Origin of the sequence: Enterobacter sp. MALB-1, assembly GCF_041021625.1 — a bacterium.
GTDB classification, from domain to species: Bacteria; Pseudomonadota; Gammaproteobacteria; order Enterobacterales; family Enterobacteriaceae; genus Enterobacter; species Enterobacter oligotrophicus.
In genome coordinates this window covers 1550211-1563122 of the sequence record NZ_JBDPJL010000001.1, presented here as the reverse complement: position 1 = coordinate 1563122, position 12912 = coordinate 1550211, and the positions used below count along the sequence as shown (strand labels likewise).

Here is a 12912-nt window from a genome sequence, read left to right as displayed (position 1 = left end):
GTGCGTGATGCATGGAAAGTGCAGGTGAAAAAAGCTGCGGGGGAACGGTAGCAACTTTTAAATATTGTTTAAAGGTTACGAAATTATTGTAATTGTGAAATTTAATGATGGATTGTTTGTAGGGAATTACGCTGGCAGCTGGTAATAGCGGGATTTTCTGGCTACTATGCTGCACTTTGTGATCGCGCGCACGGAAGCCTGCCCCTACTTGCGAATTGTTATGTCATTACCCCACTCGTCTGTATCCCATGAAGGCCGTGTCGCCACTGTTTTACGTTCACCAGAACGTCTGATGCGCGAAACGCTGGCAGGTGTGATTACTGCCCTTGCACTCATCCCTGAAGTCATTTCGTTTTCCGTGGTCGCGGGCGTTGACCCGAAGGTGAGCCTGATCGCCTCCGTCGTGCTTTGTCTCTCCCTCTCCGTGCTCGGAGGCCGCCCGGCGATGGTGACCGCTGCCGCGGGTTCTGTTGCGCTGGTGATTGGTCCGATGGTGCAGCAGCACGGCGTGCAGTACATTCTGCCAGCCGTGATCATGGCGGGTATGATCCAAATTCTCTTCGGCGCACTTGGCATGGCGCGGCTGATGCGCTTTATCCCTCAGTCAGTGATGACCGGCTTTGTTAACGCTCTCGGTATTTTGATTTTCTTTGCGCAGGTGCCCCATTTCTGGAGCAAAAACCCGCTGATTATTGGCCTGTTTGTGCTGACGCTGCTGATTGTTCTGTGGGTGCCGCGCTATATCAAAAGCATCCCCTCTCCGCTTATCGCGATTGTGGTGCTTACTCTGTTCACCGTCACCAGCGGGCAAATTCTGCCAACCGTGGGTGATGAAGGTTCGATGAGCGGCGGCCTGCCAGGGCTGACTCAGCTCCTTGTGCCGCTCAATATGGCGACGCTGAGCATTATCTGGCCGTGCGCACTGAGTATTGCTTTCGTCGGCCTGCTGGAATCACTACTGACAGCAAAACTGGTGGATGAATTGACCGTGACGCCGTCGAGCAAACGCCGCGAAAGCATCGGGCTGGGCGTCGGCAATATCCTGGCCGGTTTTTACGGTGGTATTGCAGGCTGCGCGATGATTGGGCAAACCATCGTCAACGTGGAGATGGGAAGAGGCCGTAGCCGTATTTCAACCGTCGCGGCAGGCATTGTGCTGCTGGTGCTGGTGACGGCACTGAGCGAGGTAATGGCCAAAATCCCGATGGCCGTGCTGGCCGGCATCATGGCGATCGTCGCGATCAAAACGTTCAGCTGGCACAGCCTTCAGCCTGCGACGGTGAAAAGCGCGCCCATTGCTGAAACAGTCGTGATGCTGGTCACCGTAGCCGCAACGGTTTCAACCGGTAATCTGGCAATCGGCGTGCTGGGCGGGATTATCGTCATGGCACTGCTTCCCGCCCGCATTAAGCGGCGGGTTACAGAAGAAAAATCGTCGCCAGCCCAAGAAAAATAAAGAAACCGCCGGTATCGGTGATGGCGGTGATCATCACGCTCGACCCCACCGCGGGGTCGCGTCCCAGTCTGGTCATCGTCAGCGGGATGATGACGCCCATCATCGCCGCGACCAGTAAATTCAGCACCATCGCCAGCATCATCACCCCACCCAGTGCCATATCATCGTACAGCCACCAGGTGATACCGCCCATAATACCGCCCCCCACCAGGCCGTTAATCAGCGCCACACCCATCTCTCTGAAAATCAGCCACGAAAAGTTACCCGGCTGGATATTTTCCAGCGCCAGCGCGCGGACGATCATGGTGATGGTCTGGTTACCGGTGTTGCCGCCAATGCCGGCCACAATCGGCATCAGGGAGGCTAACGCCACCAGTTGCGAAATGGTGTGTTCAAAGCCATCAATAACGCGTGAAGCAATAAACGCAGTACACAGGTTAATGGCCAGCCACGCCCAGCGAGTTTTGACCGCCTTACCAACGGAAGCGTGAACATCATCTTCAGCACTGATCCCACCGAGTGCACGCAGATCGTTGTCAGTCTCTTCATAAACCACGTCAACGATCTCATCGATGGTCAGACGCCCCATCAGTTTGCCGACAGAATCCACGACCGCCGCGCTCACGAGGTCATCACGTTCGAAGGTACGCGCCGCTTTTTCCGCGTCATCTTCCGGGGAAAAGACCATTGGCTCGGTTTCCATCACCTCACTCACCCGCCGCTGGGTGCTGTTCAGCAGGATCGTTTTTAGCTCCAGCTCGCCGAGCAGGGTTTTATCTCGCGAAGTGACAAACAGTTTGTCGGTGTTGTCCGGCATACTTCCCAGGCGGCGCAGGTAGCGCTGTACCGTGCCAAGCGTGACGTCCGGCCGCACCATGATGACGCCGAACTCCATGATCGCGCCGACGCTGTTTTTCTCGTAGTGCATGACCTGGCGCACACGTGCCCGTTCATCCGCAGGCAGCGAGGCCAGCAGGCGGCCAGTCAGGTTTCGCGGCAGGTGCTGAACAAGGTAAATCTGTTCGTCGATATCCAGCGTTTGCAGGGCATCAAGGATATCCCGGTCACTCATCTCATCAATGAGGTCGTCCCAGACGTTTTCGGATGCTTCAAGCAGCACCTGTCCGCGCTCCTGATCCTGCACCAGCCGCCACAGCGCATGGCGTTCTTCCGAGGGAAGCGCTTCGAGAGTATCCGCCAGATCCGGCGGCGGTAAATGGGCGACCAGCGCACCTACCTCAGCAATATCGTCGGATAACGTGCCGACATCATATTGCTCAGCCAGGGTCAATTTGCCCAATAACGCAGACGTGACCGCTTTATCGGTCGTCAGGAGCCAGATGAGCCGCGCACGCTCCTGGTCGCGCAGCCTTGCGCTGTTTTTGCTTAATAACGACATCAATCATAAATCCATAAAATGAGATGACATCAAGCATAGCGCGGAGATATGTAAATAAGAATAAACAACGGGGCGGGATGAATAAAAAAGCGGCATATCGTGCAAATCATTGTGCCCGGCGGCGCTACGCTTGCACGGGCCTACAAAATCGTAGGCCGGGTAAGGCGAAGCCGCCACCCGGCACACTGGCATCAGGCCGTGCGCGCCACCGCATCACGGGACGCCGCATCGCGCTCGTCGCCGGTCAGTTCGCTCAGCTTGCCGTCGCGCATCTCCAGCAGACGGTCGGCGTGGATAAAGTAGTGATCGTCATGGCTAATGGCAAAGATGGTTTTGCCCATCTCCTGCATCAGCGGCAACAGCACCTGATAAAACTCGCGGCGGAAATGCGGGTCCTGATCCGCCGCCCACTCATCCAGCAGGATGATGTCGCGCTCTTCCGCCAGCGCCAGCAGCAGCGCCACACGTTTTTTCTGCCCTTTCGAGAGCTTGAGGTTCAGGATTTTGCCATCCTGTAACTCCAGCTTGTGCGACATCTGCAGGTGCGCAAGCCACTTCTCCACCAGCGCAGGGTTAGCCTGCTGTCCCTCTGGCCCCAGCAGTTGATCAAACAGCCAGACGTCGGTGAACACCGCCGAGAAAAGTTTGCGATAGTCCTCAGGTTTTTCAGCGCTCAGCGCTTTGCCATCCAGCAAAATTTCGCCCGATTGCGGCTGGTAGAGCCCAGTGAGCAACATCGCCAGGGTCGATTTTCCGCTACCATTGCCGCCGATGAGGAACAGCAGCTCGCCGCGGTGGATCGTCAGGTTGACAGGCCCGACGGAAAACGCATTATCCTGATAGCGGAACGTCACGTTACGCAGCTCCAGCGTTTGCCAGTTCGGGTATACCTGCGGGCGCGGAAACTCGGCTTTAAACGGCGCAAGGTCAAATTTCCTGAGCTTGTTAAACGCGACCTGGGCGCTCAGCAGCGTCGGCAACGCACCAACGGCGGAGAGCAGCGGCGTGCGCAAAAACAGCAGCGTCAGCGAGTAGGTTGCCGCGACGTTCGTATCCGCCCAGCCCAGGCTGTTTGCCATCCAGAACACCAGGCCAATGGCCCCCAGCATCATAATGTTTGACCAGTTCACCGCACTCAGGTGGAAAGTGTCGGCGCGAATAATATGGTGGCGATATTCGCGCGCATCCGGGATATAGAGGTTGTTAAAAATATGCTCGGCACGCTCGCGGTTCAGGGTCAGCTCTTTGCGCCCTTCCAGCACCGTCTGATAATCGTTATAGAGCTTGTCTTCAGTTTCACGCAACACCGCCATGTGTTTATAGACGCGCGACACCAGCAGGAACCCGCCCCAGATGGTGATAACAATCCACAGCGCGGTCACCGCCAGCATTTTGGTGGAAAGCCAGGCGAGATAAGCCGCCGAGCCAAAGGTCAGGATGATGCCCTGCACCAGTTCCGGCAGACGTACAAAAGCAATGGTAATGGCGCGCACATCACTGGTCAGCCCCGCCAGCAGAGAAGCACTTCCGAGTTGCTCCACACGCTCCACCTGCGTATCCAGAATGCGCTTGATAAACTCACTGCGCAGACGGAAAACAAAATGGTGACCAAGCGCGGTCAGCGCCAGCTGCGAACCGAGCGTTACCGCCATCAACAGCAGCAGCAAACCCAGAAATTCCGGCAGAACGGACAATGACGTATCGACCATTTCGATCAAACGCACGTTAATGAACGCGATCAGACCAATACCTAACGCGGCGCTGGCAAGGCTCAATGCCATCACAGCGATAAAAGGCCAGCGGTACTGACACCAGACAAGAATGAGTAGTTGCATGCAGAGCTATCCGGGCAATAAAAATCAGCCAGCAGTTTAAACTGCCCAGCGCGCACATCAAGAATAATTCTTATTTTAATTCGCCATACGATGCCTGCCGGAAGGTCAGGTTGTAGCGAAACTCACCCGTCAGCGGATGAACGCCAGGCTTAAGCGGCTGAACACCATGATAATAAAGCCGCGACTCCCTGCCCCACACCACCACATCCCCGTGCTCAAGCATCAGCCGTTTGAGCTGATCGTTGCGCTTCAGGCCGCCAAACTGAAACACGGCGGGCAGACCGAGTGAGACAGAGACAATCGGTGCCCGCAGGTCCGGCTCGTCCTTATCCTGATGCAAAGAGAGTTTTGCCCCCACGGCATAGCGATTGATCAGGCAGGCATCTGGCTGAAAATCGGCATAGCCTGCTTCCACGGCAGCAGCATGGCACAGCGCCTGAAAAGCTGCAGGTATCGGTGGCCACGGCTTGCCGGTTAGGGGGTCTTCCGGTGCATACAAATAGCCACGTTCGTTCGTCGCCCAGCCCAACTGACCACAATTGGTCATCGCCACCGACATGGTGTACCCACCCGGCGTCACCATATGGCGAAACGGCGAGCGTGCCGCCACAGCATGAATATCGCTAAACAGCACTTCCGCGCGCGACAAAGCAAAGCGGCGTAAGATCACCGCACCTGGTGCCAGCGGCTCCTGCCAGGGTTCGGCATCGGCAAAAAGATCGAGCATTATCCCTCCTGGTTTTTTGCCTCACGTTTCAACAACTGCGCTTTTCGGGCAATACCCCAGCGATAACCTGAAAGTGCCCCGTCATTACGCACCACACGGTGACACGGAATAATAATCGCCAGTTTATTAGCAGCACAGGCAGCCGCCACGGCACGCACGGCATTCGGTTTACCAAGCGCCCGAGCCACCTGCTGGTAGCTTGCCGTTTCACCACAGGGAATGGCGCGCAGTGCCTGCCAGACTTGCTGCTGAAAGGCCGTTCCGCGAATATCCAGCGGGAGCGATAGCGGCGTGGCGCGACTGTCGATACTGGCAATGACCTGCTGAACGCGCAGGGCAAATTCGCCTTCCATCGGTTCCCGCTCAGCGTTCGGAAACAGCGCTAACAGTTCTGCAGTTAACACCGCGTCGTTATCGCCCAGCAATATGGCACAGATCCCCCGTTCACTCTCTCCTACCAGACAGCGGCCTAATGAACAGTCACTGGTTGCGTAACGTACCGCAACATCCCCTTTGCGATACTGTTTCGCCGTCATTCCCAGTGCGCCATCGGCTTTACGGTAATAGCTGCTGCTATCCGGAAAACCGGCTGCCAGTACGGCGTCGGTGATTTTATCCCCCTGCGCCAGCGCACTGCGCAGCCGCTGTTCCCGCGCCGCCTGCTGCCAGGCTTTCGGCGTCATCCCGGTCACGGATTTAAACAGGCGGTGGAAATGGAACGGACTGGTTGCAACCTGCTGCGCGAGTGTCTCCAGCGTCAACGACGGGTCCTGCTCCAGCAGACGGCAGGCCAGTTCAACTTTTGCCACCTTCTGCTCCTGCGGATCGCGTTTGTCGGGCATACAACGCTTACAGGGGCGAAACCCGGCAAGCGCAGCGTGTCGGGCATCGGGATAAAAAAGAACGTTCTTACGCAGTGCGTGGCGGGCGCGACAGGACGGGCGACAAAAAATGCCGGTTGTCTGCACGGCAAAGACAAACTGAGTATCTGCACGAGGGTCGCGGGCCAGAACAGCCAGCCAGCGATCCTCATCGGTGGTAAAGGTTGCGTTTTTCATCATTGGCTCCTCTTACAAGCATACTCCTACCTTGCCTGAGTGCCAGTGAGCAAAAACCCGCAACCTTGCTTTTTAATTCTGCTCGCTGACCAGGAAACTGTCGAACTGCGGCGAGCTCCAGGTTTTAAACCCGTCGGCTTCTTTGGTGATCATATAGACGGCCAACCCTTCCTGGCGCACCACCTCTTTCGCCTTCTCCGGCCCGAGCACCATCAGGCCGGTGTCCCAGGCGTCGGCTTCCAGCGCTGTCGGGGCAATGACGGTAACAGAAACCAGGTTATGGGCGATCGGGCGACCCGTTTGCGGATCGATCACATGCGAAATGCGTTTGCCCTCAAGTTCGTAATAGTTCCGGTAACTTCCGGAGGTGCTAATGCCGTGACCATTGATATCCACAATCGCCTGCACCGCATTTTGTTGATCGGTGGGCTTTTGAATGGCCACCCGCCATGGCTTACCGCTGGCGTTCATGCCCCGGCTGACCAGCGCGCCACCCACAGAGACCAGATAGCGCGAAATGCCTTCCTCAGCCATCAACGCGGCCAGGTGATCCGCAGCATAGCCCTCGCCAACCGTGGAGAGATCGACATACAGGTCGGGAATGTCTTTCTGCAGGTACTGCTGACCGTACTGATTGATCACGGTCAGGTGCTGCAACCCTGTGCGGGCGCGGGCGTCATCAATAGCCGCCTGAGAAGGTGTCGTAACCGGCTGTTTGTTCGGGCCAAACCCCCAGAGATTAACCAGCGGGCCCACGGTGACGTCCATCGCACCATGCGTTTTATAGCCCACACGTAGAGATTCAGTAACGATATCGGCCATCGCTTCGCTCACCGGCCAAAGAGACGTGCTGGTGGACAGATTAAAACGCATCAGCGCTGAGTCGTTTTTATAGGTCGAGAGCAGTTGATCGTCAGCATCAAGCTGTGACTGGATTTTGCCGCGAAGTTCGTCAGCACGCGCGTTGTCGAGATTCATCACGCTGACGCGCCAGAAGGTGCCCATCGTCTTGCCTTCCAGCACCGTCGCCGCTGGCGCGTTCGTTTTTGCCGGAGGTGTGGAAGAGTCGCATGCTGTCAGAAAAAAAAGGGTAGCCAGAAAGCTGGCGCGTAAAAAAGTCATGTCCATTCATTATTATCCTCATGCCAGGGCGGCAAGAGTACACCAAAACGCAGGAATTGAAGACCCTAAAAAATGCATAAAAAAGGGGCCAGTTGGCCCCTTAGCAATACCGTGAAGCGATTAGAACTGGTAAACCAGACCCAGCGCTACGATGTCATCAGTGCTTACACCCGCCTGGCGAGTGAAGGTGTTGTCATCCAGCAGGTTGATTTTGTAGTCAACATAGGTAGACATGTTTTTGTTGAAGTAGTAAGTCGCGCCAACATCAACATATTTCAGCAGATCCTGATCGCCGTAACCTTCAATGTCTTTACCTTTGGACTGCAGGTAAGCCACGGATGGACGCAGACCGAAGTCGAACTGGTACTGCGCAACCACTTCAAAGTTCTGCGCTTTGTTAGCAAAACCGTAGATGTCGCTGCTGCTCTGAGAGTCGCCGAAACGGGTTGCGTTATAGGTCTGAGAGTATTGTGCCGCCAGGTAAATATTGTTGGCGTCATATTTCAGACCACCAGAGTAAACTTCTGCGCGATCGCCATCACCCAGCGCGTCAGTGTTGTTCTGGTCTGAAGTACGTTTGGAAGAGGACATCGCACCACCGATGCTGAAGCCTTCGCCCAGGTTGTAGGTCAGAGACGCGCCGTAACCGTCACCGTTTTGTTTCAGGGTGCTACGGCCGGTGTCGTTTTCACCGCTTACGCTGCCGTTTTTGCCCTGATACTGCAGAGCAAAGTTCAGGCCATCAACCAGACCGAAGAAGTCCTGGTTACGGTAGGTTGCAACGCCGTTAGCACGGGATTGCAGGAAGTTATCTGCACCGTAGGTGTCGCCGCCAAATTCTGGCAGAACGTCAGTCCAGGACGTTACGTCGTAGATGACGCCGTAGTTACGACCGTAATCGAAAGAGCCCGCTTCAGCGAATTTCACACCCGCGAATGCCACACGCGTCCAGGACTGGTTATCGCTTTCGTCAGTGTTACCCTGAATCTGGTATTCCCACTGACCGTAGCCGGTCACCTGATCGTTAACCTGGGTTTCACCTTTGAAGCCAAGACGCATGTAGGTCTGGTCGCCATCCGCACCATCGTCATCGGAGAAATAGTGCAGGCCATCAACTTTACCGTACAGATCTAATTTGTTGCCGTCTTTGTTATAAATTTCAGCCGCATTTGCTGCGCCTGCTACCAGCAGTGCTGGTACCAGGAGGGACAGTACTTTAACTTTCATTTTATTAACCCTCTGTTATATGCCTTATTATTACCACTGCTTACCGGTTAACCCTCTTAACCAGTCGGCAAGTTCATTCTCCGCAAAAATGCAGAATAATCCAATGCGAATATGATACTAAAACTTTGAAGATGTTTCATTCTACCAACAAGATGTTTCAATTTGTAAATTTGGAGGAACTTTTACAAAGCACAAAGCGTTCAAAAATATAGCACTAATAATCAAAATAAAATTTCATTGCAATGTAATCAATAACTTACACCAAAAACGGTTACAGCACTGAAAGACAAAACAAAATCACTTAATCTCACTAAAATAACTCTCGCTATCATCATTAACTTTATTTATTACCGTCATTCAGCTTTGAATGTCTGTTTATCCCTAATTGAACCGAATGCTCAGCATTCGGTTTTTTTTTACCTTTCTTTACGTAATTATAATTTTCTTGTGCTACCAGGTGGAAATTATAACGACTATTAACTAAATCTCATCTGCCTCCATCTGACCGGGTTTACACACATCGAAAAACTTAATTTCTTGTTAATTCGTGCTATTCTTTCCATGAGTTAGTCCTTTATTTGTACATTCCTTCTCATTTCGTACACATTTAACGCAACCCAGGAGAACGTTCAGCGGTACAGAAAAAGTATTCTGCCCACTGACAAGGACGCTGGAAATTCAGTTATTACCCTTTATACTGCCCTATCCCCTTTAAGCGCGGCCATCACGGGTTATACAAATCAATGAGTCAGACTGAAACTACTGCCCCAAGCAAATTTTCCCTTCTCCCTGGGAGCATCACCCGTTTCTTTCTTCTGTTGATCGTTGTGCTGTTAGTCACGATGGGAGTGATGGTCCAGAGTGCCGTCAATGCCTGGCTTAAGGACAAGAGCTATCAGATTGTCGATATCACTCATGCAGTGCATAAACGCATCGATACCTGGCGTTATGCAACATGGCAAATCTACGACAATATCGCCGCAACACCCGCGACCTCCTCCGGGGAAGGTTTGCAGGAAACCCGTCTCAAGCAGGATGTCTATTACCTCGAAAAGCCGCAGCGCAAAACAGAAGCGCTGATATTCGGCTCGCATGACAGCGCGACGCTTGAGATGACGCAGCGGATTTCGGCCTATCTTGATACCCTGTGGGGTGCCGAGACGGTTCCGTGGTCGATGTACTACCTGAACGGTCAGGACAACAGCATGATCCTGATCTCTACCCTGCCGCTTAAAGATCTCTCGTCTGGTTTTAAAGAGACGACGGTGGGCAGCATTGTCGATTCCCGTCGGGCTGAAATGTTGCAACAGGCCAACGCGCTTGATGAACGTGAAAGTTTCTCCTCCCTGCGCCGTCTGGCCTGGCAAAATGGCCACTATTTTACGCTGCGCACCACCTTTAACCAGCCTGGACATCTGGCTACCGTGGTCGCCTTCGATCTGCCCATTAACGATCTGATCCCGCCGGATATGCCGCTGGACAGCTTCCGTCTGGAGCCCGATAACAGCACACAAAATATGCGAACGCCGCCGGACAAAGAGAATGCCGAAAGCGTCTCTATTTCGTTTAACGGCTCGAAGATTGAGATTGCCTCATCGTTGAACTCAACCGGCATGCGCCTGGTGTGGCAGGTGCCTTTTGGTACGTTGCTGCTCGACACCCTGCAAAACATTCTGCTGCCGCTTCTGCTGAATATCGGCCTGCTGGCGCTGGCGCTGTTTGGCTACAGCACGTTCCGTTTCCAGCCCTCGCGTCAGAGTGACGCCACATCTGTCTCCACCGGGACCAGCAATGAGTTACGCGTACTGCGCGCACTGAATGAAGAGATCATTTCCGTACTGCCACTCGGAGTGTTAGTTCACGACCAGGAAGCAAACCGTACGGTGATGAGCAACAAGATTGCCGACCACCTGCTTCCGCATCTTAACCTGCAAAACATCACCAGCATGGCAGACCAGCATCAGGGCGTGATTCAGGCCACCATCAATAATGAACTGTATGAGATCCGCCAGTTCCGTAGCCAGGTTGCGTCACGCACGCAAATCTTTGTTATCCGCGACCAGGACCGTGAAGTGCTGGTGAATAAAAAACTCAAGCAGGCGCAAAGGCTGTATGAGAAAAACCAGCAGGGTCGCGCGGCGTTTATGCAGAATATTGGCGATGCCTTCAAGCAGCCGCTCAAAACGCTGGCCGCGCAGGCCGCAAGCCTGAACACGCCAGAAAGCCAGCAGTTGACCAACCAGGCCGACTCGCTGGTGCGTCTGGTCGATGAAATCCAGCTGGCTAACATGCTGGAAAACGACATCTGGAAGGGAACTGCAACGCTCTTCTCTATTCAGGATCTGATCGATGAAGTGGTTCCGGACGTCCTGCCCGTCATTAAGCGCAAAGGGCTACAACTGCTCATCAACAACCATTTGCCGGCGAATGATGAACGCCACGGGGATCGTGAAGCGCTGCGTCGCATACTGCTGATGCTCATTCAGTATGCGGTGACCACGACGCAGATCGGCAAAATCACGCTTGAAGTCAGCACCGACGAATCGACAGATGATCGTCTGACGTTCCGCATTCTGGACACCGGTGAAGGCGTTACCGTGAGTGAAATCGATAACCTGCATTTCCCGTTCCTGAACGATACCCAAAGCGATCGCTATGGCAAGGCCAATGCCCTCACCTTCTGGCTGTGCGACCAGCTGGCGCGTAAACTCGGTGGCCATCTGAATATCAAGGCGCGTGAGTCGCTCGGCACCCGTTACTCACTGCATGTTAAAATGGCCGCCAATCCACAGGAAGAAGATGAAGAACGCCTGCTGGATGAGGTGATAGTGATGGTGGATGTGACATCAAATGAGATCCGTAATATTGTGGTTCGTCAGTTAGAAAACTGGGGCGCGGCCTGCATCACCCCGGACGAAAGGCTCGCGAGTCAAGAATTTGATCTGTTTTTAACTGATAATCCGTCTAATCTTACTGCCTCCGGCTTGCTTTTAAGCGATGATGAGCCAGGCGTGCGAAAAATCGGCCCTGGGCAGATGCGCGTAAACTTTAATATGAGTAATGCAATGCAGGAAGCTGTACTACAACTTATAGAAGAACAGCTGGCGCAGGAAGAGATAGCGGAATCACCGTTAGGCGGCAATGAAAATGCCGAGCTCCACGCCAGCGGATATTATTCACTCTTTGTTGATACAGTACCAGATGATGTTAAGCGGTTGTATACTGAGTCCGCTGCGAATGATTTTGCGGCGCTGGCACAGACAGCACACCGGCTTAAAGGGGTGTTTGCCATGCTTAATCTGGTTCCCGGCAAGCAGTTATGTGAAACGCTGGAACATCTAATTCGTGAGAAAGATGCCTCTGGCATTGAAAAATACATCAGCGACATTGACACCTATGTCAAGAGCTTGCTGTAGCAAGGTAGCCTTATACATGAACAATATGAACGTAATTATTGCCGATGACCATCCGATTGTACTGTTCGGTATTCGCAAATCGCTTGAACAGATCGAGTGGGTGAATGTAGTCGGTGAATTTGAAGACTCTACAGCACTGATCAATAACCTCCCGAAACTTGATGCGCACGTGCTCATTACCGATCTCTCCATGCCTGGAGACAAATACGGTGATGGGATCACGCTTATCAAATACATCAAACGTCACTTCCCGGACATCTCGATCATTGTTCTGACCATGAACAATAATCCGGCTATTTTGAGCGCCGTACTGGATCTGGATATCGAAGGGATTGTCCTGAAACAGGGTGCGCCGACCGATCTACCGAAAGCGCTGGCTGCGCTGCAGAAAGGCAAGAAATTCACGCCTGAAAGCGTCTCTCGTCTGCTGGAAAAAATCAGTGCGGGTGGTTATGGCGATAAACGCCTGTCACCAAAAGAGAGCGAAGTTCTGCGCCTGTTCGCTGAAGGTTTCCTGGTGACTGAGATTGCCAAGAAGCTGAACCGCAGTATCAAAACCATCAGTAGCCAGAAGAAATCAGCAATGATGAAACTGGGCGTGGATAACGATATTGCCCTGCTGAACTATCTCTCCTCTGTCACGCTGAGCGCGACGGACAAGGATTGATTCCC

General features: G+C 53.6%; 9 protein-coding genes. 3 read left to right on the top strand and 6 right to left on the bottom strand.

Annotation, left to right across the window (positions count from 1 at the left end; genetic code table 11):
• The first annotated feature begins 166 nt into the window (after positions 1 to 166).
• Positions 167 to 1456 carry a SulP family inorganic anion transporter gene (locus ABGB15_RS07465; protein WP_215722382.1) on the top strand — a complete coding sequence of 430 codons (1290 nt, stop codon included), beginning with the start codon at positions 167 to 169 and terminating at the stop codon, positions 1454 to 1456.
• Here the strand turns inward: ABGB15_RS07465 and mgtE are convergent.
• The 6 genes from mgtE to ABGB15_RS07435 all read right to left on the bottom strand — a co-directional run bounded on the left by mgtE (position 1419) and on the right by ABGB15_RS07435 (position 8824).
• Positions 1419 to 2855: a magnesium transporter gene (mgtE, locus tag ABGB15_RS07460; RefSeq protein WP_369064150.1), complete on the bottom strand. Its 1437-nt coding sequence runs from the start codon at positions 2853 to 2855 to the stop codon at positions 1419 to 1421. The genes ABGB15_RS07465 and mgtE overlap by 38 nt on opposite strands.
• Before the next feature lie 191 nt (positions 2856 to 3046).
• Positions 3047 to 4690 (bottom strand): multidrug ABC transporter permease/ATP-binding protein, encoded by a 1644-nt coding sequence (locus ABGB15_RS07455; RefSeq protein ID WP_215722384.1) that lies wholly within the window; start codon positions 4688 to 4690, stop codon positions 3047 to 3049.
• Positions 4691 to 4760: 70 nt separating this feature from the next.
• On the bottom strand, positions 4761 to 5417 hold the full coding sequence (alkB, locus tag ABGB15_RS07450; protein ID WP_215722385.1) for a DNA oxidative demethylase AlkB: 657 nt from the start codon (positions 5415 to 5417) through the stop codon (positions 4761 to 4763).
• Positions 5417 to 6475, bottom strand: coding sequence for a bifunctional DNA-binding transcriptional regulator/O6-methylguanine-DNA methyltransferase Ada (ada, locus tag ABGB15_RS07445; RefSeq protein ID WP_152084398.1), 1059 nt, complete (start codon positions 6473 to 6475; stop codon positions 5417 to 5419). The genes alkB and ada overlap by 1 nt, the downstream gene beginning before the upstream one ends.
• Positions 6476 to 6547: 72 nt before the next feature.
• On the bottom strand, positions 6548 to 7603 hold the full coding sequence (gene apbE / locus ABGB15_RS07440; RefSeq protein WP_152081673.1) for an FAD:protein FMN transferase ApbE: 1056 nt from the start codon (positions 7601 to 7603) through the stop codon (positions 6548 to 6550).
• A 114-nt stretch (positions 7604 to 7717) separates the two neighbouring features.
• Entirely contained in the window at positions 7718 to 8824 is a 1107-nt protein-coding gene (locus ABGB15_RS07435) for a porin OmpC (RefSeq protein ID WP_215722386.1), read from the bottom strand.
• Positions 8825 to 9567: 743 nt separating this feature from the next.
• Here ABGB15_RS07435 and rcsD point away from each other — a divergent pair.
• Positions 9568 to 12240 carry a phosphotransferase RcsD gene (gene rcsD / locus ABGB15_RS07430; protein WP_152081675.1) on the top strand — a complete coding sequence of 891 codons (2673 nt, stop codon included), beginning with the start codon at positions 9568 to 9570 and terminating at the stop codon, positions 12238 to 12240.
• Between the two features lie 16 nt (positions 12241 to 12256).
• Positions 12257 to 12907, top strand: coding sequence for a response regulator transcription factor RcsB (gene rcsB, locus ABGB15_RS07425; RefSeq protein ID WP_003859405.1), 651 nt, complete (start codon positions 12257 to 12259; stop codon positions 12905 to 12907).
• Positions 12908 to 12912 lie beyond the last annotated feature (5 nt).